General features: G+C 61.9%; 22 protein-coding genes. 8 read left to right on the forward strand and 14 right to left on the reverse strand.

Annotated elements, in window-relative coordinates; all coding sequences use genetic code 11:
- Positions 1 to 121 precede the first annotated feature (121 nt).
- From ATO7_RS01780 to ATO7_RS01810, 7 genes are all read right to left on the reverse strand, one after another.
- Positions 122 to 1,900 carry a S8/S53 family peptidase gene (locus tag ATO7_RS01780; protein ID WP_158522992.1) on the reverse strand — a complete coding sequence of 593 codons (1,779 nt, stop codon included), beginning with the start codon at positions 1,898 to 1,900 and terminating at the stop codon, positions 122 to 124.
- Between the two features lie 128 nt (positions 1,901 to 2,028).
- The gene (locus ATO7_RS01785) at positions 2,029 to 3,090 is read right to left on the reverse strand and encodes an NAD(P)H-dependent flavin oxidoreductase (protein ID WP_083559197.1); all 1,062 of its coding nucleotides are present in this window, start codon (positions 3,088 to 3,090) and stop codon (positions 2,029 to 2,031) included.
- Positions 3,087 to 4,271, reverse strand: coding sequence for a lipid-transfer protein (locus ATO7_RS01790; RefSeq protein ID WP_083559198.1), 1,185 nt, complete (start codon positions 4,269 to 4,271; stop codon positions 3,087 to 3,089). The genes ATO7_RS01785 and ATO7_RS01790 overlap by 4 nt, the downstream gene beginning before the upstream one ends.
- A complete protein-coding gene (locus ATO7_RS01795; RefSeq protein ID WP_083559199.1) occupies positions 4,271 to 4,696 on the reverse strand; it encodes a Zn-ribbon domain-containing OB-fold protein in 426 nt (141 codons plus the stop codon). Before ATO7_RS01795 ends, ATO7_RS01790 begins: the two co-directional genes overlap by 1 nt.
- Positions 4,693 to 5,478 carry a CoA-transferase subunit beta gene (locus ATO7_RS01800; RefSeq protein WP_083559200.1) on the reverse strand — a complete coding sequence of 262 codons (786 nt, stop codon included), beginning with the start codon at positions 5,476 to 5,478 and terminating at the stop codon, positions 4,693 to 4,695. The genes ATO7_RS01795 and ATO7_RS01800 overlap by 4 nt, the downstream gene beginning before the upstream one ends.
- Complete coding sequence (locus tag ATO7_RS01805; RefSeq protein ID WP_206044755.1) at positions 5,478 to 6,359, reverse strand: CoA transferase subunit A; 882 nt, start codon at positions 6,357 to 6,359, stop codon at positions 5,478 to 5,480. The genes ATO7_RS01800 and ATO7_RS01805 overlap by 1 nt, the downstream gene beginning before the upstream one ends.
- 289 nt (positions 6,360 to 6,648) lie before the next feature.
- On the reverse strand, positions 6,649 to 7,542 hold the full coding sequence (locus tag ATO7_RS01810) for a VOC family protein (protein WP_083559201.1): 894 nt from the start codon (positions 7,540 to 7,542) through the stop codon (positions 6,649 to 6,651).
- A gap of 191 nt (positions 7,543 to 7,733) precedes the next feature.
- Here ATO7_RS01810 and ATO7_RS01815 point away from each other — a divergent pair, with 191 nt between their 5' ends.
- Genes ATO7_RS01815 through ATO7_RS01825 form a run of 3 tightly spaced genes read left to right on the forward strand, consistent with a single transcriptional unit; the run spans position 7,734 to position 10,260 of the window.
- Positions 7,734 to 8,405 (forward strand): lipase family alpha/beta hydrolase, encoded by a 672-nt coding sequence (locus ATO7_RS01815; RefSeq protein WP_083560966.1) that lies wholly within the window; start codon positions 7,734 to 7,736, stop codon positions 8,403 to 8,405.
- Between the two features lie 56 nt (positions 8,406 to 8,461).
- Positions 8,462 to 9,841, forward strand: coding sequence for a leucyl aminopeptidase family protein (locus tag ATO7_RS01820; RefSeq protein WP_083560967.1), 1,380 nt, complete (start codon positions 8,462 to 8,464; stop codon positions 9,839 to 9,841).
- Complete coding sequence (locus ATO7_RS01825; RefSeq protein ID WP_206044756.1) at positions 9,838 to 10,260, forward strand: acyl-CoA thioesterase; 423 nt, start codon at positions 9,838 to 9,840, stop codon at positions 10,258 to 10,260. The genes ATO7_RS01820 and ATO7_RS01825 overlap by 4 nt, the downstream gene beginning before the upstream one ends.
- A 6-nt stretch (positions 10,261 to 10,266) precedes the next feature.
- Here the strand turns inward: ATO7_RS01825 and ATO7_RS01830 are convergent, their stop codons facing one another.
- Genes ATO7_RS01830 through ATO7_RS01840 form a run of 3 tightly spaced genes read right to left on the reverse strand, consistent with a single transcriptional unit; the run spans position 10,267 to position 12,696 of the window.
- On the reverse strand, positions 10,267 to 10,830 hold the full coding sequence (locus ATO7_RS01830) for a lipocalin family protein (RefSeq protein WP_240499407.1): 564 nt from the start codon (positions 10,828 to 10,830) through the stop codon (positions 10,267 to 10,269).
- A 51-nt stretch (positions 10,831 to 10,881) separates the two neighbouring features.
- Positions 10,882 to 11,283, reverse strand: a complete 402-nt coding sequence (locus ATO7_RS01835) for a hypothetical protein (RefSeq protein WP_083559203.1) — start codon at positions 11,281 to 11,283, stop codon at positions 10,882 to 10,884.
- 54 nt (positions 11,284 to 11,337) lie between these two features.
- On the reverse strand, positions 11,338 to 12,696 hold the full coding sequence (locus tag ATO7_RS01840; RefSeq protein ID WP_083559204.1) for an alkaline phosphatase PhoX: 1,359 nt from the start codon (positions 12,694 to 12,696) through the stop codon (positions 11,338 to 11,340).
- 169 nt (positions 12,697 to 12,865) lie between these two features.
- Here ATO7_RS01840 and ATO7_RS01845 point away from each other — a divergent pair, with 169 nt between their 5' ends.
- The 3 genes from ATO7_RS01845 to ATO7_RS01855 all read left to right on the forward strand — a co-directional run bounded on the left by ATO7_RS01845 (position 12,866) and on the right by ATO7_RS01855 (position 16,557).
- Positions 12,866 to 13,870: a ferredoxin--NADP reductase gene (locus ATO7_RS01845; protein ID WP_206044757.1), complete on the forward strand. Its 1,005-nt coding sequence runs from the start codon at positions 12,866 to 12,868 to the stop codon at positions 13,868 to 13,870.
- 18 nt (positions 13,871 to 13,888) lie between these two features.
- Positions 13,889 to 15,451, forward strand: coding sequence for a FadD3 family acyl-CoA ligase (locus tag ATO7_RS01850; protein ID WP_083559206.1), 1,563 nt, complete (start codon positions 13,889 to 13,891; stop codon positions 15,449 to 15,451).
- Positions 15,452 to 15,690: 239 nt separating this feature from the next.
- The gene (locus ATO7_RS01855; RefSeq protein ID WP_083559207.1) at positions 15,691 to 16,557 is read left to right on the forward strand and encodes an SDR family NAD(P)-dependent oxidoreductase; all 867 of its coding nucleotides are present in this window, start codon (positions 15,691 to 15,693) and stop codon (positions 16,555 to 16,557) included.
- Here ATO7_RS01855 and ATO7_RS01860 read toward each other — a convergent pair.
- Positions 16,499 to 18,190 (reverse strand): ArnT family glycosyltransferase, encoded by a 1,692-nt coding sequence (locus ATO7_RS01860; protein WP_158522993.1) that lies wholly within the window; start codon positions 18,188 to 18,190, stop codon positions 16,499 to 16,501. The genes ATO7_RS01855 and ATO7_RS01860 overlap by 59 nt on opposite strands.
- A gap of 79 nt (positions 18,191 to 18,269) precedes the next feature.
- Here ATO7_RS01860 and ATO7_RS01865 point away from each other — a divergent pair, with 79 nt between their 5' ends.
- Together ATO7_RS01865 and ATO7_RS01870 are read left to right on the forward strand one after the other, a co-directional pair.
- On the forward strand, positions 18,270 to 18,611 hold the full coding sequence (locus ATO7_RS01865; RefSeq protein ID WP_083560969.1) for a histidine triad nucleotide-binding protein: 342 nt from the start codon (positions 18,270 to 18,272) through the stop codon (positions 18,609 to 18,611).
- Between the two features lie 57 nt (positions 18,612 to 18,668).
- Positions 18,669 to 19,601, forward strand: coding sequence for an FAD:protein FMN transferase (locus ATO7_RS01870; protein ID WP_083559209.1), 933 nt, complete (start codon positions 18,669 to 18,671; stop codon positions 19,599 to 19,601).
- Between the two features lie 139 nt (positions 19,602 to 19,740).
- Here ATO7_RS01870 and ATO7_RS01875 read toward each other — a convergent pair whose 3' ends face one another.
- From ATO7_RS01875 to ATO7_RS01885, 3 genes are read right to left on the reverse strand one after another with little or no spacing between them, the layout of a single operon-like run.
- Positions 19,741 to 20,580 carry a M23 family metallopeptidase gene (locus tag ATO7_RS01875; protein ID WP_083559210.1) on the reverse strand — a complete coding sequence of 280 codons (840 nt, stop codon included), beginning with the start codon at positions 20,578 to 20,580 and terminating at the stop codon, positions 19,741 to 19,743.
- Positions 20,577 to 21,983, reverse strand: coding sequence for a glutamate--tRNA ligase (gene gltX, locus ATO7_RS01880; RefSeq protein WP_083559211.1), 1,407 nt, complete (start codon positions 21,981 to 21,983; stop codon positions 20,577 to 20,579). The genes ATO7_RS01875 and gltX overlap by 4 nt, the downstream gene beginning before the upstream one ends.
- A gap of 31 nt (positions 21,984 to 22,014) precedes the next feature.
- Complete coding sequence (locus tag ATO7_RS01885; RefSeq protein ID WP_083559212.1) at positions 22,015 to 23,022, reverse strand: AraC family transcriptional regulator; 1,008 nt, start codon at positions 23,020 to 23,022, stop codon at positions 22,015 to 22,017.
- Between the last annotated feature and the right edge of the window lie 9 nt (positions 23,023 to 23,031).

Genomic DNA, 23,031 nt, shown 5'->3' on the forward strand with positions numbered 1-23,031 from the left:
ACGATGGCTACTATAGCGCGTCGGATCGCCCGACACGGGGGCAAAAAAAAGCCGAAGGTGTTGCCACCTTCGGCCCGGGCTCCCACCCTCCCCCTTTAATTTTTCAGCGCTGCTCCCGTGCCTAGAACGGCAGCATCGACTCGCAGTAGATGAACGGGTCTTCATCCAGCGCCGGCGGCGGCGCATCGCCACCCAGCACGTCGGGCAGGGTTGCAGCGATGTTGTCCCAATAGAGTTTGCGCACCGCGATAACTTCCGTCTGGAACTCGCAGAAGCCGAGTGCTTTCTCACGCGCATCGCCGGGGTAACCCAGATGCGCCAGCGCGGCACTCACCACACCTTTTTCGGGATCGGCGGTCAAGTCGCCCCAACCCACCTGCAGCCACGGCGCCAACGGGTTGATCGGAATCCCAACGATGTCGGTCACCCCGGACACCGGGTCGTAGGCGAGTGAATCAGGTACGAATGCAGCCTGCTCCAACGCTCGGCGCAACAGCCAGTTGCTGATACTCAGGCCTTCACTTGCAACCATCACGGCCTGGCCTTGATGCTCGCGAATCCCACCTTTGTGGGCACTCAGGCGACGGGCATCAAGGAGCACACGCGAGGCCACACCGGCCGCACGCGGGGTGGAGAAACTGGTGCCACCGACGTTGCTGTAGCAGTCTTCGGCATCATGACAATACGGCAGGTCCTGGGTGAAATCCGACAGGAAATCCGGGAACAGCCCGGACAGGGCGGCGCGCCCCTCTGAGGTGCCTTCTTCAACCCCTGAGACACCGATACTCCACCACGGTCCGGCACCGGCACGCAGCGGCGTCAGGCCCGGGCCGTTACCACCTGAACTGAAATGCAGCTTGCCCATCTCAACCACAGCCGGATAGCTGTTGTGGAAGGTGCGCCATTCCGGCAACGGGAAACCGGTGTTGGGAATGGAAACGCCGTAGCTGGTCGTCAGGATGTCGACCGCCGGATGCAAGAAAGCGAAATCATGGGCCACATCGCTACCCAGCGCACCTTCGGTTTCGACGAACAGAATCACCGCCTCCGGGTTGGCCAACAACACGGCGGCCGAAGTTCCAACACCGTGCGCGGACTTGTCGGTCGAGGGCGCCAGCGGTGCCAGTTCGCCGCCGGCATAGGAGATGAACACCACATTGGTGCCCTTGACCCAGTAGGTCTCGCCCCGCTTGACCGAAGCCCAGATGGCCGCATCCGCTTCAACATCGGCCTGCAGGTTGCCACTGCGGGTCAGCTCCAGAATGTTCTCGTCACGCACACCGAGTTCCTGCAGCACCGCAGGGGTCACCGCGCTGGGGGCGGCATCTGCGTAAATCGCGCTGCCGGCATAGTAGAACTCGTGATACGGGTTGATGGCTGAATCGATCACGCTGACGATGACGCGGGTATCCGGCGCCAGCGCTGGACCGGGCACATCGTCATCGTTAGCCACGTTATCGCCGGCCAGACAGCCACCCGGTGTGGTGCACTCAAGCGTGGCCTTGCCTGTGAACGGGGTCTGCACGCCGGCAAAGTTGTTGACCCGGGCAATGTACTCGCCGCTCACCGGTGAGGCGATCACCGCGGTTTCGGAGGCATCGCCACTTTGCAGATTGAACGCACCCGAGGAGCCTTCCACCGCACCATCCGGATTGACGATTTCCAGATCCAGATCTTCAGCTGCAACATCCCACTCAACCCGGACGGTCAGCGTATCGAACTGACACCCCGGCGGCACCGCCACCGGCTGATCCGCAGCATCGCCCGGCAGGCCGGCAGAGCCTTCCCACTCGGCCAGCAGCATGCTTTCGCCTTCGCCAAGGCAGACATCACCAGCGCGGACAACAAAACCGGACGTCGCGTCAGGACCAACACGACCACCTTGCTGACATGCTGACAATACGACAGCGCTCGTCAGCACAACGAGAGGTAAACGGGGCATGGATTCTTCCAATCAGATAACAGCGTCTGGCTGCTATAACGATCAGACGGCGAAAAAGTTTCCCTGCCCGCGAATCTCGCGCTGAGTTACTCGCCGGTTAATGCCGCAAGTTGACGCTGGGCATCACGCACGATGCCATCGATCACGGCCTGCACGGGCGGCAGTTCGTCAATCACAGCGGCCACCTGCCCCGAAGGCAACACGCCCTCATCCGGTTTGCCCTGAACCATGGCGCGCTGGATGATCACCGGCGCGTTGGCAGCCATCATGGTCTGGATCGCCGAATCACCCTCGCGCAGTGCGCTGATGGCGGTCTTGAGCATGTGCGCGGTGCTCATGCCGGTGTAGGCCTTCCATTGCCAGGCCGACGACAGCGCAACGAACAGACGCCGCAGGAAACCGCCGCGCTCCAGACTGAGCAGAAACGGATTGTCGATCATGCGTTGCGGCATGCCATCCAGCGCCTTTGATGCGCGGATACGCGCCGGATCCTTGACCTCGACGTAGCGCTGCAGCGTGGACGCCGGCACGGGCGACTCAGCGGTCATCAGGAAACGCGTGCCCATGGCGATACCGGCAGCGCCGTAGGCCAACGCACCGGCCAGACCACGCCCGTTGGAGAAACCACCGGCCGCGACCACCGGCACATCGACCGCATCCAGCACCTGCGGCAACAGCAAGGTGGTGGGCACCGAGCCGGTGTGACCGCCGCCCTCGCCGCCCTGAATGGTGATGATGTCAGCACCCAGCTCAACGGCCTTGATCGCATGTTTGAGCGCACCCACGGTGGGCATGCACAGCACGCCGGCATCCTTGAAACTCTGGATGGTCGCGGCATCCGGGCCTCGCCCGTAACTCACCGCACGAACCCGGTCGCGGTTCTTCAGCACCACCTCAATGACCTCACGGGCATTGGGCTGAAACATGTGAAAGTTGACGCCGAACTGGCGTTCCGTACCGGCACGCACCTCGGCAATCGCCGCTTCCAGTTCCGGTGTCGACATGGTGGCTGCGGCCAGAAACCCGAAGCCACCGGCGTTGGAGGTGCCGATCACCAGCTTGGCATCGGCCACCCAGCCCATCGCGGTTTGCACGATCGGGTAGTCGCAACCGAGCAGCTCGGTCAGTCGGGTCTTGAGCGCATTCATGCTTTCACGATGACCGATGAACCATGACCGAACAGCCCCTGGTTGGCGGTGATGCCAACCTTGGCACCCGCCACCTGGCGCTCGCCGGCCTGCCCGCGCAACTGCCAGGTCAACTCGCACACCTGGGCCAGTGCCTGAGCCGGCACAGCCTCACCGAAACAGGCCAGACCGCCAGACGCATTGATCGGAATACGCCCGCCCACGCTGGTCTCATCAGCACGGGTCAACGCGGCGGCCTCACCACGCGCGCACAGCTGCAGATCTTCGATCCAATCCAGCTCCAGTGCGGTGGACAGGTCGTAGACTTCGGCCAGCGAAATGTCCTCAGGCCCGATACCGGCCTCCTCATAGGCCTTGGCCGGCAAAGCCGCACGGAACGGCCGCGCTTCGGCCGCCACCGCGGAATCGGTGGCGATGTCCGGCATTTCGACCAGCTCGGAAGCAAAGGTCGGGGTGACCGTGGAGATGGCAGCGATACGCGGCGCATCGCCCTTACCGATCTTGCGCGCGTAGTCGAGGCTGGAGACGATCATCGCCGCGCCGCCATCGGAGGTCGCGCAGATGTCCATCAAACGCAGCGGGTCGGCCACCATGGCCGATGCCGCCACATCCTCGGCGCTGAACTTCTTCTTGTAGCGGGCGTTCGGGTTGGTGAAGCCATGCGCCGCATTCTTGACCTTGACCGCGGCAAAGTCCGCTGGCGTGTCGCCATAGACTTCCATGCGCCGCCGCGCATACAAGGCGAAATAGGTCGGATTGGTGATGCCCAGGCGAAAACGCACCCAGTCCGGATCATCCGGTCGCTCACCGTCCGCCGGTTTGAGAAATCCCTTGGGTGTGGTGTCGGCACCGACCACCAGAGCCACATCACAAGCCCCGGACAGAATCTTGGCGCGCGCCGCCGCCAGGGCCTGCGAACCCGACGCACAGGCGGCATACGAGGTGTTCACCTCGGCGCCCTGCCAGCCCAGTGCCTGGGCAAACGTGGCACCCGCCACGTAACCGGGATAGCCGCAGCGCACCGTGCCGCCACCCGAAACAAAGCGCACATCACGCCACGGCACCCCGGCGTCTTGCAGCGCGCTGCGCGCAGCCGCCACGCCATATTCGACAAAGTTCTTGCCCCACTTGCCCCAGGGGTGCATACCCACACCGAGGATGGCGATCTCATTGTTGCTCATCACGCACCCTCCACCGGCTGCCACTTCCAGGTCACCCGTTCACCGTCCACACCGGGCACATCCTCCAGCACCAGTCGCATGGTCATGCCGGCGGCCAGATCATCGACCCCGACGCCCTTGACCACCTGGCCGAGCACGATCATTTGCTCGCGCTCCAGCTTCACCGCGGCAATCGCATACGGCTCGAACGGTTCCTCGGCCACATACGGTGCCGGCGGCTGATAACAGGCATTGGTGAACGACCACAGGGTGCCGCTGCGTGACAACGGCACCTCATCAAAACGTTCGCTGTCGCAATCCGGGTTGCGGCAGTAATTGCTCTGCTTGGGAAAGTAGTAGGTGCCGCAGGCGCTGCAGCGCGAGCCGAGCAACGCCGGCTCGGCCGCATCCACGCTGAACAGCCCTTCAATGATCGGTGCATTCATGCGCGAATACCCGGCGGATTGTCCTTGATCTGACGCGCTCGCACGTCACGCGGGTCAAGCTTGCGGATGATTGCCAGCTGGTCCTCACTGGGGTGCGCGGTCTCGATGCAATCGTCGGCCAGAATCAGCGGGAAGCTGGTGTTGTCCTGCACCTCGTCAAAGCTGACGCCCGGATGCAGGCTGATAACCCGCAGCGCATGGTTCGGACCACCAAAATCCATCACGCACAGATTGGTCACAATCCGTTCGACGCTGGCGAAATCACGGCGCACGCCGGGCTGCCAGTTGTCGTCCTTGTAACCCACGGAACACACCACATCGACCTCGCCCTCGACGAACACGCGGGTCGAGTGGTTGGGTACGAACATGGAGTTGGCGTGGTTGATGCTGTTGCCGGGAAAACCGCGCAATCCCAGCATCTGCCGTTTCGGCTTGTCGAAGTCACCGATGCAGGAAATGTTGGCCTGGCCCCAACGATCCACCTGCACCGGCCCGACCAGGGCATGACGCCGGCCATGCCACAAGGCATCGAACACCCGCGAATACGGCATATAACCGCCGTAACTGCGCCCCTCATGTGACTTGGCCCCGATCTCGACCGGCGTCTCGGTCAGATAGGCCTCGCCATCGGTGATCATCAGCGCCGGGCTGTGGGTCAATTTGGCCAGCCCCTGGGCAATACGCGGGATGATGCCGATACCGGTGGCCAGCACCTCGCCATCGTCTTTCCAGACATCGGCGCAGGCACAGATCAGCAGTTCGGAAAGTGTGAAATCAGACATCAAAGCACCTGTCGCGGCAGTGAAGTAATGGCGTCCAGACCGCCCACAGCGTTCTGATAGTCAGCCTCTGTGGCGCCGAGAAATTCATCGACATAGGCCTGCCAGCCGCCATCTTCGGCCGCCGCCTGGCAATAACGCTTGATGTGTGCGGCATCCCAGCCGTAGCCCGGCACATGCGAGGTCGGGTGCGCGCCACCGCGCTGCTCGACCACGCCGCTGACCAGCGAGCGCTCGAACAGATTGGCCTTGGCATCAGCTTCGTCCGAATCCAGGCGCTCGCAGACGTCCTCGGCCAGCACATAGGTCTTGTCGGCTGCACGGGCGAACCACTCATCGAAAAACGGATCCGGGCTGTACACCCGCACATTGCCCAGCTGATCGGCCTTGTGAACCTGCAACAACGCCGCATCCAGCTTGATCGCCGGCATGGCCAACAAGGTTTCGCCATCGTCATACGGCGAGTTGACGGTCTTGATCTCGGGGTTGTTGTGCATGAAGGCGGTGCCCAGACCTGCACGCATCGGCAGGAACGGCAAACGATAGCCGGCCGCACGCAGCCCCCAGTGCAGCATCCCTTCGTCCAGTTCCAGCGCCTCGATGCTGCCGGCCTCGCGCGCCTTGCGGAAGAACGGCTCCAGCGGAATGAAATCCAGCGAGACAAAGCCGTAGATCAGCTTTTTGACCTTGCCCGCCGCACACAACATGCCCATGTCCATGCCGCCGTAGCCGACGATGGTGAGGTCCTTGAGATCGGAACGCAGAATCTCCCGAATCAAGGCCATCGGCTTGCGTCGCGGCCCCCAGCCACCGACCCCGATGGTCATGCCATCTTGCAGTTGTGCCACCACGTCGGTGGTGGTCATTTGTTTGTTCAAACTCATTCCTCAGACATCCTAGAAAACGGTCCTGACAAAGCTGTTCAGGACCGGCCGTAAACCCGTCCATGGGGGCCTTCGGCAAAAACGTCCTGTTTTTGACGATCCTGAACAGCTTTGTCAGAACCTCTGCCACAGGCCGATGGGGCCCTCATCGTTGGGCGCCGCCAAGTCGTGCCGGGATATGGGGTTTTCAGACTGTCGCGAACACGATGTTCGCGCCAGAGCCCCCATGGATGGGTTTACGGCGTTCTGAAAACCCCATATCCCGGTGCGGCCACGCTTGAAACGATGCCTATTGAAAGCCCACCGAGAAATCATGCCCCCAGATCGACACCGCCTCAGAGCGCGTGGTCTGATGCTTGCCCGGCTCCACCGTGGCCCCACCCCAACCGTATTCCAGCGCAAAACCGCTGGGCGTTTTCATGTAGAAGCTGGTCATTTTGTCGTTGCAGTGCTGACCCAAAGTCGCCATCAGCTTCTCGCCACGCTGCTGCAGACGATCGTGCGCCTTGCCCACATCGGTCATCGAGGTGACCTCGACCATGGCGTGCACACATCCGGACGGATCCGGCATCTCGGCCAGCGCCAGCGAGTGGTGTCGCGGGTTGGTGTGCAGAAAACGAATCCGCACCATTGGCGCATCCGGCACCGGCGGTTGAAAATCAAACTCGTCCGAAACCCCGAAACCCAGCACTTCGGTGAAGAACGCCAGCGTGTCGTCCATGGCCAGGGCCGGCAACACGGTGTGCCCAAGCCCCTGCGCACCGGTCACGAATCCGGCCACACCAATGGGCGAGGAAAACGCATCCTGAGCGCCGCTGTAACCGCAGCTCACCTCATGGCGATTGCCTGACGGATCAGTGAAGGAAAACAACTGCGTCACCTTGCGTTTGGCGCACAGTGCAGCATCGGCCTCATCGCATGCCACTCCTGCGGCCTCGATTGCGGTGCGTATGGCGGCCAGAGCGGCTTCGTCGGCCACGCTCCAGCCGGACACCAGGTATTTGTCGTCGTCACCCGCCTCGACCTGGATGCGGAAGTCCCGCTCATCCATCTTGATATCCAGCGTCCCGGTGGCGCCTTGCGCCGTGGTCATGCCGAGCATGTTCTCGGCGTAGTCCTGCCACTTCGCCAGGTCGGTGCTTTGCGCGACGATATACGCCAGCGCGTCGATTTTTGATGCCATCGGAGGGAATCCCTTGTGCATTTGGAACGCCGGGATTATCGGCAGGCATAAGCTGCAGGGGCTTCACCCGTTGGGGTGAGTGATGCTGATGAGCGCCCATCGTGCAACACTGCAGGGCGTAATTGCACAGGTCTACGCTGGTGTTGAAATGCCATTTTGCCTTGGTCGCGCTCGCACTGATTTTCACGCCCATGGTTAGTGCTCAAGCTGAAGCTGCAAGCGTGGTCACCTTGCACGGATTGGCACGCAGCGCACAATCGATGGAGCGCATGGGTGAGAGCCTGCAAAGCCAAGGCTACAGGCTGTGCAATATCGGCTATCCATCACGCCATCACAGCATAGAAGTGCTGGCCACTGACCACGTACTGCCGCAGATTGAAGCGTGTCTGGCGCAACAGTCAGGCCCGCTGCACTTTGTCACCCACTCGTTGGGCGGCATCATCGTCCGCATGCTGGCAGCGCGAGGCCACCTACCCGAGATCGGCCGTGTGGTGATGCTGGGACCGCCCAATAACGGCAGTGAAGTGGTTGACAAACTTGCCGGCCTGGCGCCTTTTCGCTGGCTCAACGGCCCTGCCGGCTCGCAGCTCGGGACCACAGAACAATCGGTCCCCAAGCAACTTGGTCCGGCTCAGTTCGAGCTTGGTGTCATTGCAGGTTCATCAAGTATTAACTGGTTGCTCTCCATGCTCATTCCGGGCGATGACGATGGCAAGGTCTCACTGGCCAGCACTCGCCTTGAAGGCATGCGCGATCACCTTATCGTGCCGGTCAGCCATCCGTTTTTGATGAAGAACCGCACGGTCATGGACCAGACTGCACACTTCCTGCGCCACGGTCAGTTCAACCACGCCACGCGATAACCTATGCTGGCCATCAAATTTCTTTGCTGACGCTGAACGCGCAACTGAACCTCACCATGTTTGAATGTCTCAATCAGGACCTGACGGCTCACGCCATCCCGATCACGCCGATGCGCCGCGCAGCCTTGCAGGACTGGTTATCACAACAGGACACGTTTACCCAGCAATGGGTGCGAGGCAACGGATTTGACGCCGCCCCAGCGGCTTTTTGCGTCATCCCGGACCAGAACGGTAATCCCCGTCTGGTGCTACTGGGGGTTAGCGAGCAGCTTGACCTGTGGTCGTGCTCAGCACTGCCCAACGCCCTGCCTGCCGGGCTATACAAACTCGACGAGCACTGGCCCAAAGCGCAGATCACGGATGTGATGCTGGGCTGGCTGCTCGGCAGCTACCAGTACACGCGCTACCGCAAGGCCACGCGCACCCCGGCGCAGCTGCAAGTTCACCCGGATTGCAACACGCAGGAACTTGAAGCCCTGGTTGAAGGTATTGCACTGACCCGCGACTTGATCAACACCCCAGCCGGCGACATGATGCCGCAACATTTGGCCGAGGCCGCCGAGGATCTGGGCAAAGCTTTTGGCGCCCATGTCCAGCAACTGGTCGGCCATGAGCTTCTGCAGCAGAACTATCCGGTAATCCATGCCGTAGGCCGGGCTAGCGCGCATCCACCACGCCTGATCGACCTGCGCTGGGGCGACGATAAAAACCCGCGTGTGACCCTGGTCGGCAAAGGCGTGTGTTTTGACAGTGGTGGCCTCGACATCAAACCGGCCAACGGCATGCGCCTGATGAAAAAAGACATGGGCGGCGCAGCCCATGTGCTGGGGCTGGCCCGCATGATCATGGGCTGCAAGCTGCCGGTGCGACTGCGGGTGCTGATCCCCGCGGTGGAAAATGCCATCAGCGGCGATGCCTTCCGCCCCGGTGATGTGCTCACCTCACGCAGCGGAAAAACCATAGAAATCGACAACACCGATGCCGAAGGCCGCCTGGTGTTGTGTGATGCAATTTGCGAGGCTGTCAGCGAATCACCGGAGCTTTTGATCGACATGGCCACGCTTACCGGCGCGGCGCGGGTGGCGCTGGGCCCGGACGTTCCTGCGGTGTTCTCCAAACCGGCCGAGCTGGCCCAGGCCTTGCAAACGCGGTCTGCCGCCGTCAACGATCAGATCTGGCCCATGCCCTTGTACGCACCCTACAACCGCTGGCTGAACAGCGACATCGCTGACCTGGTCAACTCATCCGCCACACCGCTGGGCGGCGCCATTACCGCAGCATTGTTCCTGCAGCATTTCGTGCCAGAACAACAGCACTGGATGCACATGGACGTGATGGCCTGGAACAGCGAAAACCTGCCGGGGCGACCACGCGGTGGTGAAGCCATGGGCCTGCGTGCTTTCTTCGCGCTGCTGCGCGAGCGTTATCGTCCATGATGCTCGACGACTTTCCTGTGCATCACGCCATGCGTGTGCGTTATTCGGAAATCGACGCCCAGGGTGTGGTCTTTAACGCCCACTATCTGACCTACTTCGATACCGCGATCAACGAGGCATTTCGCGGCCGCGACATCAATTGGCTGGAACAGGTTGAGCGCAGCGGCTGCGATGTCCAACTGGTCAAATCGCTGGTCGAGTACAAAGCTCCTCTGCACTTCGACGAAGAGTTTGTTGTGGGTGCGGGTGTTTCGCGCCTGGGCACCAGCAGTATCACCTGGGCGCTGGGTGTTTTTGCTGCCAATGGCGAGCTCCGCGCGACGGGCGAAATTGTCTGGGTCTATGCTGACTTGAAGGCCAAGCGCGCCACAGCTTTGGCGCCGTGGCTACGAGAGGCCGTGGCCGAACTGCAGATTTAAGCCCGTTTACCATTCGATGGGCGGGCGTGGCTCATTTTCCGGCCAGCGTTGCGGCTGGCGCACAAAGGCTGATGTGTCGTAACCCAGGGCGCCGATTTTGTCGCGATAGCGGGCAAAGTCAGCATCCGACATATGTGGCTCACGCGCCATCAACCACACATAGTCTCGCTTACTGCGCGCGATGATCGTGGTCTGATAGTCGTCGTCGAGATAGGAAATGACGTATTCCGCTCGCAATGGCCACACAAACTGCATACCCCAGCGCGCGTTGCCCGTGCCCGGCTCAACCTTGGCATTGGGGGTATGCGTTTTTAGCGGGCCATCGAAGCCACCTTCAAGGTAGCGATACACCGTATCGATCTTGCCTTTGCGACCAATCCGGTAGCTTTCAATACCGTTATGGGCGTCCGCTTCAGCACCGATCGGGATAAAACCGATGACATACCAGTCGCCCATGAAACGCGGCAGATCGACGTAGTCCACGGCAGGTATGGGGTCTGGTTTAGAGGCCCACAACGAGCACCCGCTGAGAATTGCCGTCACCGTCATCACCATCAAAATTCTTTGCATAATCAAGCTCCTGTCGGGCCTACAACAATGCCATGGCTAACTGGCGCCCTTTCATCCCGGCACTCGCCGCAAGGTTTTCCACGCCACGAAGGCACCCGCAAGCTCAGTCACCACGAACAGCCACAGCACGACCGGCGCGGCTTTGACACACAGGTAAAACGCCAGCACTGCGGCCACCGCCACACGGCCCCACTGATCCATACGCACGATCAGGGGCTGCGGATGCAGCCAGCGCAGACCGTTCCAAAGAACACCCAGCACACCGGCCAGATTGCAGAACACCAGGGTCAGCGTCGAGAACGGCAGCCACTGTGACGGTGAGCCAAGCACGCCGAATCCGGACAACAACAAGGCGAGCACATGTTCGGACAGCAGCGGCACGGCCAAAAGGCCGGTGACGACAAGGTCGAACAATGCGAAAGCGCGGACACCGCGCCAACTCTCGTCGCGCATCGAATCACCTGAGCATTGTAAAAGCTCAGTCTAACGCGAGTTCAAGCGTGGCCATCAAGCTCCGGGATTCTGAAACCAGGGCCCACTCACGCAATAAGTCACCCCGGCGAAGCCGGTGGTGGCATTGGCGCCGGGACCACGCTGCGAACTGAAATAGAAATGCTGGCCATCGGGTGAAAACGCCGGCCCGGTCACCTCGCTGCCTTCCTGACCCGCCAGTTCGATCAGAGGCAGGATGCGCTCATCCGGCGTGATCGCAACCGCCTGCTGGTTAGCCTCGCTCTTGTCCTCAACCACGATCATGTCACCGCCCGGCGTGATCACGATGTTGTCGATCGAGTCTAGAATCGGGTTCTCGTACTCGTCATCGTCATACAGGCAGGCAAGCGTTTGCGCGACGGGGTCATGGGCCCAGATGCGGCGATCGCCCTTGGTCCCGAAGTAGATGATGCCGTCGTGATACCAAATGCCTTCGCCGCCCTTGAATGGCGTACTCTCTGGCGCCTGTGCGCGCGTCGGCGTGAACAGCTCCAAACTGCCGTCGATCGCCGCAAGCAGATCCGTCACCGGGGTCAACGGAATCAAGGACAAATCAACCGGATTGGGGTTGGGCACATCCAGCCAGTCCACCGCAACAGGGGCAAAACGACCCGGTTCAAAAACCACATCGTCTAGCACGCGCATGACCTGCAAACGCCCGGACGACAGATCGGGACGACCGCCGATATTGGGTGTATCCGGCACAAATCGGTAGAAGCGGCCATCGCCCTTGTCTTCCGTTTCGTAGACGATATTGGTGGCCGGATCGACCGCCGCCGCCTCATGCGAGAACATTCCCAGTGCCGGCAAGGGGCGCGCTGCCTCAACACCCCAGGGATCACACTCCCAGATCAACCCGAGGTCGTATTCCTCGCCCGACATCCAGGTCTTCCACGGGGTGACACCGCCACCACAGTTGATGCGGGTGAGTAGATCCGTGGTGATGCCATAGCCATCGACAATCTCGCCGGCCGCATCAAATCGCAGCGCGCTGACACCACCCGGCAAGAACTCACGGTTGGAGACGTAAATCCAGCCGCCGTCATCGGTTGCGTAGGTGGCACCACCATCCGGGTCGGTGTGCCAGCGCAAGCTGGTGCCGGCCACCATCTGACCGGCCTGCGCGATCACCCGCGCGGTAAAGCCCTGCGGAATTCGCAGGCCGATATCCAGCGGCTCGCCCAGCGGGCCAATATCGCCAAGACGACCATGCAGCCCCGGCGCCGGCCCGCCACCGCCCAGCGGACCACCGGAATTGCACCCGGTCAGGACACGCGCCAGCGCGAAATAGGCGGCGCCATGCGCGCCAGCCGCAAGAAAACCACGTCGCGACAGCGCGCGTGATCCACCGGAAGAAGTACGTTTGATAGTCATCTTTGCAAGCTTAAGTCTTGCGGGTTACGCCAACGTGACACTACGCCGGCCATCACCCCATTGGACGAAGCTTGCGGGTCTTGCGCCACCTAACCTGCCGGGCATAGCAAAACCCGCGACAACCGGTCAGGAGTGAGTCATCAGCCGTCTTGAGTATCACGCGCTGCGTGTGGCAGAAGTGATCGAGGAAACCGCCGACGCGCGCTCGGTGGTCTTCGATGTGCCCAGCGAACTGCGCGACAGCTTTGCCTACAAACCGGGCCAGTTCGTGACCCTGCATGTGCCGCACGGCGACAAGAATCTGCCGCGCTGCTATTCCGCATCAAGCTCGCCACATCTGGACGAACCGCTGCGCGTGACCATCAAGCGGGTGGTCGACGGCCGCGCCTCTAATTGGATCTGCGATCACCTCGCCGCCGGCGACACGCTTGAGGTGGCCGCGCCGGCCGGAATTTTCTGCCCGCGCGATCTGGACGGCGAATTTCTGCTGTTCGCAGGCGGTTCAGGCATCACCCCGGTGCTGTCGATCCTGCGCAGTGTGCTACTGGCCGGACGTGGACATGTTCGCTTGATCTACGCCAACCGTGACGAACGCTCGGTGATTTTCGCCGAGGAACTGGCCCGCCTGTCGCGCGAGCATCCGCAACGTTTGCAGATTGTGCACTGGCTGGACAGCGTGCAGGGCATTCCCTCGCAGGCCCAGTTGGCCAGCCAGACCCAGGGTTGGGAAAATGCGGACTGTTTTGTGTGCGGCCCGGCCATTTTCATGGATGCCACAGCAGCCGCCCTGCATGACGCGGGCTATGCGCGCAACAAGGTGCACATCGAACGCTTCGTGTCGTTGCCTGATGATGCCGACACGCCGCCTGCCGAAGCCCTCGGCAGCGCAGACGCGGCCAGCGTGACCATCAACGTCAAACTGGATGGCGAAACGCACACCGTCGAAGGCAAGCAGGGCGCGCTGTTGCTCGACACCCTGGAAGAGGCCGGGCTGGATGCGCCCTACTCCTGTCGCGCGGGGGCTTGCGCCGCATGCATGTGTCATCTGGATGCCGGCGAGGTCGAGTTGGCCCAGAACCAGGTGCTCGACCAGAACGATCTTGAGCAGGGCTGGGTGCTGGGCTGCCAGGCCATCCTGCGCTCGGACAAGATCAGCGTGTCCTACCCCGAATAATCCGGACGTTTTGTTGCCATGAGTTTTCGCCACCCCACATCTCCCGCGGCCTGGAACCACATCGTGGCCAGCCAGCCGCAGCACTGCGCCATGATTGCCGAAGACGGCCGGCGCTGGACCTTCGCCGAGCTGGATCTGGCGCGCATTGACGCCGCACGCGCGCTCATCGCCAGCGGTATCAAGGCCGGCGACCGGGTCTCGATCTGGGCCCAGAACAACGCCGAATGGGTCATCGCCGGGCTTGCCATTCACAGCATTGGCGCGGCTCTGGTGCCGATCAACACACGCATGAAAGGCGCCGAAGCCGGCTACATTCTGGACAAGAGCCAGGCCAAGCTGCTGCTGTGCACCGGGGATTTTCTGGGCCAGCATTATCCCAGCCTGCTTGGTGAGCACCGCCCGGCCAGCCTCACCGACATCATCGTGATGTGCAGTGCGCGCGAAGGCGACACCGACTGGGCCAGTTTCATCCAGCGCGGCGCCGCGATCAGCAGCGACGAGGTCGCACAGCGTAGCGCTGCGCTGTCCGCCGACAGCGTGATGGACATCATGTTTACCTCCGGGACCACCGGCAAACCCAAAGGGGTCATCACCCACCACGGCCAGAACCTCAAGGTGGTCGCCGAATGGTGTGATCGCATGGCCTTGTCGCCTCGCGACAACTATCTGATTGCCAACCCGTTTTTTCACGCCTTTGGGTACAAGGTCGGGTGGCTTGGGGGGCTGCTGTGCGGCTGTACCATCCTGCCGCACGCGATCTTCGATGCCGCCGGCATCATCGCCCGCATCGCCGAGCATCAGGTTTCGGTGCTGCCCGGCCCGCCGACCATCTTCATCAGCCTGCTGGATGACCCGGCGTTGTCTGGCGGCGATTTTTCATCCCTGCGCGCCACCATTACGGGTGCTGCGGCGGTTGCCCCCTCGCTGATCGAACGTGTACGCAAGGACCTGGGTTTCGACATCGTGCTGACCGGCTACGGCCTGACCGAAACCTGCGGCATCGTGTCCCTGTGTGATCCGGGCGATTCCGCCGAGACCATTGTCAGCACCTGCGGCAAACCGGTGCCCGAGACCGAGGTGCGCATTGTTGATAGCGACAACCAGCCGGTCGCGCAGGGCGAAACCGGCGAGATTGTGGTGCGCGGTTACAACGTCATGCAGGGCTACCTCGACAACCCTGCGGCCACCGCCGAGGCGATCGATCCCGACGGCTGGTTCCACACCGGCGATGTCGGTCTGCTCGATGCTTCCGGCTACATCCGTATCACCGACCGGCTCAAGGACATGTACATCTGCGGCGGCTTCAACTGCTACCCGGCAGAGATCGAAAACATCATGGCCGGCCACCCGGCGATCAGCCAGGTTGCCGTGGTCGGCGTGCCGGATGCGCGCATGGGTGAAGTCGGCAAAGCCTTCGTGGTGGCCAAACCGGGCCAGCGTATCGATGAAGCAGAACTGATCATTTGGTGCCGCGACAACATGGCTAACTACAAGGCCCCGCGGAGCATTGAGCAAATCGAGGCTTTGCCCATGAACGCTTCGGGCAAGGTTATGAAATTCGAACTGCGCACAGGGTCTTGAGCGCACTGTTGAGCTGGGTCTTTGAGGCTGTTTTAAAGCAACCATAAAGACGTTGCGCCGGCAGCACTCATGGCGACTGCGGGCAATCCGTCAGGACGACGGATTGAGACTCGCCAAGACAGGATGTCTTGTCGAGTCGACCGCACAAAGCCATGCGGGCTGGCGGGCACCGCGAAGCGGCGCAAGGTCAGGTGCTTTAAAACAGCCTCAAAGACCCACGCCCCACCCAGGAGACAAAAATGAATATTGAGCTGAACGATGTTGTGGCCGTGGTCACCGGCGCCTCACGTGGCGCCGGCAAGGGCATAGCCGAAGCGCTCGGCGCGCTGGGCGCGACGATCTACGTCACCGGGCGCAGCAAGCAGGAGGGCGATGCGCCCCTGCCCGGCACCATTTACGCCACCGCCGAAGCCATCGATGCGGCCGGCGGCACCGGCATACCGGTGGTCTGCGACCACGCTGATGATGCCCAGGTCGAGGCCTTGTTCGCGCAGATCAAACGCGATCATGGCCACATCGACATCCTGGTCAACAACGCCACCTTCCTGCACGACGAACTGATCGTCAAAGGCCCGTTCTGGGAAAAATCCGCAGCGCTGGTGGACATCCTCGACGTCGGTCTGCGTTCGTCCTACATCGCCACCCGACTGGCCGCCCCCTTGATGCTGGAACAGCGTCGTGGCCTGGTCGTGTTCACCTCATCCTTTGGCGCCAACTGCTACATGCATGGCGCCGCCTACGGCGCCCAGAAAGCCGGCACGGACAAATTCGCCCGCGATATGGCAGTGGACTTCAAGCCGTTTGACGTGGCCTGTGTCTCGATCTGGATGGGCATGCTGCGCACCGAGCGCTCACGCGCCGCGATGGACCAGGCGCCGGACGCCTATGCCGGGTTCTGGGAGATCGCCGAAACACCGCAATTCACCGGACAACTCATCGCCCACCTCTATCGCGACCCGGCCCGCATGGAGAAAACCGGCGGTGTTTACATCGGCGCCGAGCTAGCCCTGGAATATGACCTCAAAGACACGGATGGCAAACAGCCGGTCAGTCACCGTGAGATGCTGGGGGCACCGCCGGAGCATCATCCGGCAATTGTGGACTGAGCGGACGCGCCAGCACCCAGTCAACACGGTGACGACGACCCAGCGCATGACTTTGCCAGCTGCGCTTGTCTGTCGCCTGCACACGGGCCAGCTCCTGGGCATCAACCAGCAACCAGCGCTGGTCGGCCTGTGCAACCCAGTTCAGGGCCTGCTTGGGGTTGTCCAGCCTTTGTAGCTCGCGCGACTCACTGAACAGCTCAAGCTGCGGGCTCCAATTCCAGCTGCCGAACTCATCCCGTGGCCCGAGATGCTGCTCAGCTGCGGCAAAGATAACTTTGGGCGTGCGTACCGTGTTCAATGTCGGATACGCCCAGAAACCAAGCAACAACCAACCCAGGAAAAAGAACACCGGCAGGCCCAACGCGCGTGAACGACCACGCAAAACCAGGCTGATAACAATGCCCATAACCCCAAGGGTCAGCAGGAAATTCCACAGCAGGTTCGACACATCGTCCGGCCGCTCCAGCACATCGGCCAGCAGCTGCGGCTCGTGGCCAAGCACACCTATTGCAATCGCCAGTGCGCTGAACATCCACAAGCTCGCCACACTGAGTGTCTGCACACCCGGTCGCCACCACAAACCGCCCATATACGGGGCCATCAGCAATGCCGCAGCCGGCAACAAACTGAGCAGTTGCACACCGTGCTTACCCGGGACCACGCTGAACACCAGCAGACTGAGCAGAATATAGGCCAGCAACAGTCCGATCAGGGCATCACGGCTGCGCAACCGATCGCGCCAAATCCGCAGTTTCCAGGGCAACATCAAGGTGAGGGGCAACCACAGCACCAATGCCTGCAACGGCAGATACCACCACGGCCGGCGGTCGTTTACATCCAGCAGTTCAGAGCCACCGCTCAAGTTGAACAACAAATCCCGGCGAAACTGATCCAGCGCCGCATCATCCGCCCCGGAAACAAATCCCAGAGCTGGCAGCGCCCAGGCCAGGACCACGATCAAGCACCACACCGGCACCTGCCACAGCGCTCTGAGGCTGCGGTCCCGCGGCAACGATGACCAGCGCTGCCGGTACATCCAGATGTATGGCGCCAGCATCAGCAGCGGCAGATAGCCCAGCCCTTTGGTCAGCACCCCGAAGCCCATCGCGATACCGGCCAGGGTCAACCAGCGCCGGTTGTTCTCCAGCAGCATGTACTGCAGCAAGCTGTACAGCGCCAAAGTGGTCCAGAACATCAGCACCGCGTCGACATGGCCCCGGTGGGCCTGCACCATGAACTGGAAGCTGCACAACAGTGCAGTGGCGGCCAGACGTCCGGTGCGCGCCCCCCACAGTTTGCTGGCCAGGTCGTAAACCAGCCACAAGGTGCCAAACGAGGCCAGCAATGCCGGGATCAGAAAGCTCCAGCGCACCGAACCGATCACGTCGTAAAACGCAGCCTGCAACCAGATCGCAAAAGGGGGATGTTCAGCGAAGGGCTGGCCGGCGAGATAGGGAATCAGCCATTGACCACTCTCAGCCATGTGTTTGGCCATCAGGGCCAGCGCGGGCTCGTTGGGTGGCCAAGGGTCACGCAGGCCGAAACCGGCGCTCAGCACCACCAGGGCGATCAGCGCAATGCGCCACCCTTTACGCTCATCGTTTTCTTGCAGCCAGCGAAAAAATGCGTTCAAAACTCCCCTGCCCAACTTGCGCCGGAAGCCAAATGGCGACACCCTTCGCGCAGGTTCTATTCTGGCGAATGTAACAGCGATGAGCAAAACCCTGTTCGAGAAAATCATCGACGGAGAAATCCCCGGCGACATCGTGTTCGAAGACGATCAGTGCGTGGCTTTTCGTGACATCAACCCGACCGCCCCGATGCACATCCTGTTGGTCCCGCGCAAACCGATTCCGCGTCTGTGCGATGCCACCGACGAGGACGCGCCGGTGCTCGGACACATGCTGCGCGTGGCGCCGCAGATCGCCGAATCGCAAGGCCTGGGCGATGCCTTCCGGCTGGTCATCAACAACGGTGAGAAAGCCGGCCAGACCGTATTCCACCTGCACCTGCACATCATTGGTGGTCGTAGCCTGAGCTGGCCACCGGGCTAACCCGGGCACCGCGATCGTCAGGCTGCCGCATCCGGGCATCGCAGCACAGCAACGCTCATGCGTACCTTGCACGTTCACCGCTTCAGCGCCATGGCCGGTCCCTGCGCGCTGCATTTCTATTCCGATGGTGATGCTGCAGCAATCGCAGCCGCCGCCGAGCAGGAGGTGCGGCGCATCCAGGACAAGTACTCACGTTTTCAGCCCGACAGCGTGATCAGCCAGATCAACGCATGCGCGCCGGGCAGCAGCGCCGAGTTGGATCCGGAAACCTGTAGCTTGCTGGATTTCGCCGACGCCGCTTACGCTCAAAGCCAGGGCCTGTTTGATATCAGCGCCGGGGTTTTACGCCGCGCTTGGGATTTCAGGGCTGCGAAAATACCCAGCAGCAGCGATATCGCCAAGCTGCTGCCCCTGATCGGCTGGCATCAGATGCGCTGGCAAGCACCGCTGCTGAGTTTGCCACGCGATGGCATGGAGATCGATTTCGGCGGCTTTGGTAAAGAGTATGCGGCTGACTGCGCGGCCCGCTGCCTGCGCCAGGCTGGCGTTCAACATGGCCTGGTCGACCTCTCCGGTGACATCTGCGTGCTCGGCCCCCACCCTGATGGCCAACCCTGGCAGGTGGGCATCCAGCATCCACGCGCGGCTCAGGCCATCGCCCAGCTTCCGATAAGCGCGGGCGCCGTGGCCAGCAGCGGCGACTACGAACGCAGCTTCATCGCTAACGGCCAGCGTTATCACCACATTCTGGATCCGCGCACAGGCTGGCCCAGCCAAGGGCTGAGTGCTGTGAGCGTCATGGCCGAACAGTGCATCGTTGCCGGCATGGCCAGCACCACCGCCATGCTGATGGGACCAAGCGCGGGGCTGGACTGGCTACGCGCCCTGGGACTGCCATTCCTGGCCGTGGATGAGGCATTGCGCATCCATCGTCACGACGATCCACATGCGACACAAAAAAAGCCCGCGGGGGAAGCACCGCGGGCTTAAGGATGCGAGGCTGTTTTTTAGGCACCAGCCTCACTGGAGGAGACGCCTCCAGGATGCGTACAGTGCTGTAAAAGGTCTGTGAAGCGGCGCACAGTTCGCACCGGTGCCGCCGATTGCGCTCAGACAAGCGTGATTCGCATCACATTTCGCCCGCTGGCGGATTCGCCTGCGGCATGTCGGGCACCAGCAACGCCGGATCGATACGCTGCTTGAACCAGTTCATACGCCAGTCCAGGTGCGCGCCCGTCACCCGCCCTGTGGCACCGATTTCGGCGATCTTCTGGCCCTGCTCCACGCGCTGGCCAACCTCGACGTCTATACGGCTGAGATGCAGAAAACTGGACGACACCCCATGCCCATGATCCACGATCAGCGTGCCACCGGAGTAGTACATGTCCGGATGCGCCAGGGTCACCACACCGGCCGCAGGCGCCACCACTGGCGTGCCGGTAGGCGCGGCCACGTCCACACCGTAATGCGGGCGGCGCGGCTGACCGTTGAGGATGCGCTGACTGCCGTAAACGCCGGAAATCGGCCCGACCGACGGCCATACAAAATCCTGCAGAAAATCCACCCGGGCTGCGTCGGTCTTGCGTGCACCGGCCACCTGCGCGCCCTCGGCCCGTATGCGTTTGAGCGCCTCAGCATCCGGTGAGACTTTGCTTGGCGGCAAACCATCAATACGCTGGATCTGATAGCTGCGACTGGCGATGTTAAGACGACGCTGCCACTGTGCGCCGTCCGGCAGCACCACGCGCAGATCAATCTGGGCGGGGTGATCACGCCCCAGGCCGAACACGAAGTTCCCCTGTGGCGAGACTCGCAACGCCTGACCATCCAGACGCACCTGACTGCCGGCAGGCGCCTGACCTATGATCAGGCCGCCCTGCATCAGCGGCCCGCGCAGTTCGACAGGCTCAGCCGCCGCGGCCAGGCTTGCCAGCCACAACAAACACAGCGTGGCGAGACGCCAGATCATGCGATGTTGGCGCGAATCCACTCGATCGCGACCGCCAGGCGGGCCTCGGCCTGCTCGCGTCCGACCAGATCCAGCGTGACATCCAGCGACGGCGTGTTGCCCGCACCGGACAAGGCCACGCGTACCGGCTGACCAACCTTGCCCATGCCAACCTCGAATTGTTCGGCCACAGCCTGCACCACATCGTGCATGGCCTGCCCGCTCCACTGTGGCAGCGCGCGACTACGCTCCAGCAGGGCGGCCAGAATATCGGCGGTTTGTGTCTTGAAATGCTTCTTGGCGTCCTTGTCCTGATACTGGGTTGGCGCCTGGAAATAGAACTGCGTGCTCTGGGCCATTTCGAGCAGGGTTTTGGCCCGCTCCTGATGCGCGCGAATGACCTCGACCGCTGCCGGGCCGGCTGTCGTATCGGTACCGAGACGGCCCATGTGCCACAGATATTCATCAACCAGATCAGCAGGGTCACTGGCCTTGATGTAGTGCTGATTGATCCATTTCAGCTTGTCCGCATCAAAGCGCGCAGCGGCTTTCTGCACATGACGCAGGTCGAACTTCTCGATCATCTCGTCAAGCGAAAAGATCTCCTGATCGCCGTGCGACCAGCCCAGACGCACCAGGTAGTTGAGCATGGCCTGGGGCAGATAACCTTCCTCACGGTAGGCCATGACCGACACCGCGCCATGTCGCTTGGACAGGCGTGCACCGTCGCTGCCCAGAATCATCGGCACGTGCGCGTAGTGCGGCCGATCGGCTTCCAGGGCATCCAGAATGTTGAGCTGGCGCGGTGTGTTGTTGACATGATCATCGCCACGGATCACATGGGTAATGCCCATGTCCATGTCATCCACCACCACGGTCAGATTGTAGGTGGGGCTGCCATCGCTGCGCGCGATGATCAGATCATCGAGCTCATCGTTGGAGATCTCGATGCGCCCTTTGACCAGATCATCCCAGGCCACCGTACCGCTTTGCGGGTTCTTGAAGCGGATCACCGCATCAGCATCCATGTCGAAGGTTTCCAGCCCGCGACAATGTCCGTCATAACGGGGCTTGTCGCCGCGCTCCATCTGCTCCTCACGCAGCTTGTCGAGCCGTTCGCGCGAGCAGAAGCACGGGTAGGCTTCGCCCTGATCAAGCAGCTGCTGAATCACCTCTTTGTAACGCTCGAAACGCTGGGTCTGGAAGTACGGCCCTTCATCATGTTCAAGGCCGAGCCAGTTCATGCCATCGAATATGGCCTGAACCGATTCTTCGGTGGAACGCTCGCGGTCAGTGTCTTCGATGCGCAGGATCATCTTGCCCTGGCTCTGGCGCGCATAGAGGTAGTTGAACAGGGCGGTGCGTGCGCCACCAAGATGCAGATAACCGGTGGGGCTGGGCGGGAAACGGGTAATGACCGACATGCGAGTAAGGCTGGACAAACAGCCGCATAGTTTAGCAGTCGCGGCGCCGCCATACCCCTGGCGTCATGCCCTCCCAGCGCTTGAATGCGCGAGTAAAACTGGAAGTTTCGCCAAAGCCGAGCAGCCAGGTGATTTCGCTGAGACTGTAATGCTCGTCAGCGAGATAACGGCAGGCCAGTTCGTGGCGGGTGGCGTCGAGGATGTCACGAAAACTGGTGCCCTCCTCCTTGAGCTTGCGCTGCAACTGACGCAGGCTCAGATGCAGCTCGCCAGCAATCGCCTCGGGTGACGGCTCACCGTCCTTGAGCCGCTGGGCGATCAAGCCCTGCACCCGCGCGGGCACGCTTTCGCGCTGTTGTTGCGCCAGCAGACGGGTCAGGATTTCATCGTTGTGACGGGCCAGTTCGTCATTACCGTAGGGCAACGGGGCCAGCACCACAGCGTGATCGAAAACAATTTCGGTCTGTGCCTGCGCGAACGCCACCGGCCCGCGAAACAGACGCTCGTACGGTCCCGGATCGGCCGGAAGCGGACGCCGGAAGTGCACCGCCTTTGGCACCACATCACGCCCGGCCAGCGCCCGGCAGGTGCGCATGATCACCGCCATGAAGGCGTCCAACGACGCATCAGCGGGCTGCTGGCTGCCTGGCAGCGGTGAAATGCGGTAGCAATAACCCTGTTCACACGGCCCACAGGACAACTCACCGGCATCGGTAACCACGCGGAAGTAACGCACCATGCGCTCGAACGCGCCGGCCAGTGTGGCACTGGCCATCACCGCATAACCCAACGCATGAAAGGTGGTCTGACGCACATGCCGGGCCACGCTCAGACCCAGCGCTTCATCGCCAGTGGCTTCAATGGCCAAGGCCCACAGGCGGGTTGTCGCATCCAGCGGATAACGCGCCTTGGGGTCGGCCAACAAAGCCATGTCCAGGCCGGCCTGGGCGAACAGTGCGGTGCTGTCGAGCCCGCGCTCATCAAGGCAGGCCTTGATCGCCGCTGACCAACTGCTCAGAGAGGTGGCATGAGAAGTCATAACCGCGTG

The organism is Oceanococcus atlanticus (assembly GCF_002088235.1).
Lineage (GTDB): Bacteria > Pseudomonadota > Gammaproteobacteria > Nevskiales > Oceanococcaceae > Oceanococcus > Oceanococcus atlanticus.

What these genes read in the sequence shown, in the direction of transcription:
- ATO7_RS01835 (WP_083559203.1), bottom strand. Translation starts at nt 11,283, where the DNA reads ATGCGCGACGAGAGTTGGCGCGGTGTCCGCGCTTTCGCATTGTTCGAC.
- ATO7_RS01795 (WP_083559199.1), bottom strand. Translation starts at nt 4,696, where the DNA reads ATGAATGCACCGATCATTGAAGGGCTGTTCAGCGTGGATGCGGCCGAG.
- ATO7_RS01865 (WP_083560969.1), top strand. Translation starts at nt 18,270, where the DNA reads ATGAGCAAAACCCTGTTCGAGAAAATCATCGACGGAGAAATCCCCGGC.
- ATO7_RS01875 (WP_083559210.1), bottom strand. Translation starts at nt 20,580, where the DNA reads ATGATCTGGCGTCTCGCCACGCTGTGTTTGTTGTGGCTGGCAAGCCTG.
- gltX (WP_083559211.1), bottom strand. Translation starts at nt 21,983, where the DNA reads ATGTCGGTCATTACCCGTTTCCCGCCCAGCCCCACCGGTTATCTGCAT.
- ATO7_RS01805 (WP_206044755.1), bottom strand. Translation starts at nt 6,359, where the DNA reads ATGAGTTTGAACAAACAAATGACCACCACCGACGTGGTGGCACAACTG.
- ATO7_RS01790 (WP_083559198.1), bottom strand. Translation starts at nt 4,271, where the DNA reads ATGAGCAACAATGAGATCGCCATCCTCGGTGTGGGTATGCACCCCTGG.
- ATO7_RS01820 (WP_083560967.1), top strand. Translation starts at nt 8,462, where the DNA reads ATGTTTGAATGTCTCAATCAGGACCTGACGGCTCACGCCATCCCGATC.
- ATO7_RS01830 (WP_240499407.1), bottom strand. Translation starts at nt 10,830, where the DNA reads ATGCAAAGAATTTTGATGGTGATGACGGTGACGGCAATTCTCAGCGGG.
- ATO7_RS01815 (WP_083560966.1), top strand. Translation starts at nt 7,734, where the DNA reads ATGGTTAGTGCTCAAGCTGAAGCTGCAAGCGTGGTCACCTTGCACGGA.
- ATO7_RS01785 (WP_083559197.1), bottom strand. Translation starts at nt 3,090, where the DNA reads ATGAATGCGCTCAAGACCCGACTGACCGAGCTGCTCGGTTGCGACTAC.
- ATO7_RS01825 (WP_206044756.1), top strand. Translation starts at nt 9,838, where the DNA reads ATGATGCTCGACGACTTTCCTGTGCATCACGCCATGCGTGTGCGTTAT.
- ATO7_RS01885 (WP_083559212.1), bottom strand. Translation starts at nt 23,022, where the DNA reads ATGACTTCTCATGCCACCTCTCTGAGCAGTTGGTCAGCGGCGATCAAG.
- ATO7_RS01850 (WP_083559206.1), top strand. Translation starts at nt 13,889, where the DNA reads ATGAGTTTTCGCCACCCCACATCTCCCGCGGCCTGGAACCACATCGTG.
- ATO7_RS01855 (WP_083559207.1), top strand. Translation starts at nt 15,691, where the DNA reads ATGAATATTGAGCTGAACGATGTTGTGGCCGTGGTCACCGGCGCCTCA.
- ATO7_RS01810 (WP_083559201.1), bottom strand. Translation starts at nt 7,542, where the DNA reads ATGGCATCAAAAATCGACGCGCTGGCGTATATCGTCGCGCAAAGCACC.
- ATO7_RS01870 (WP_083559209.1), top strand. Translation starts at nt 18,669, where the DNA reads ATGCGTACCTTGCACGTTCACCGCTTCAGCGCCATGGCCGGTCCCTGC.
- ATO7_RS01840 (WP_083559204.1), bottom strand. Translation starts at nt 12,696, where the DNA reads ATGACTATCAAACGTACTTCTTCCGGTGGATCACGCGCGCTGTCGCGA.
- ATO7_RS01800 (WP_083559200.1), bottom strand. Translation starts at nt 5,478, where the DNA reads ATGTCTGATTTCACACTTTCCGAACTGCTGATCTGTGCCTGCGCCGAT.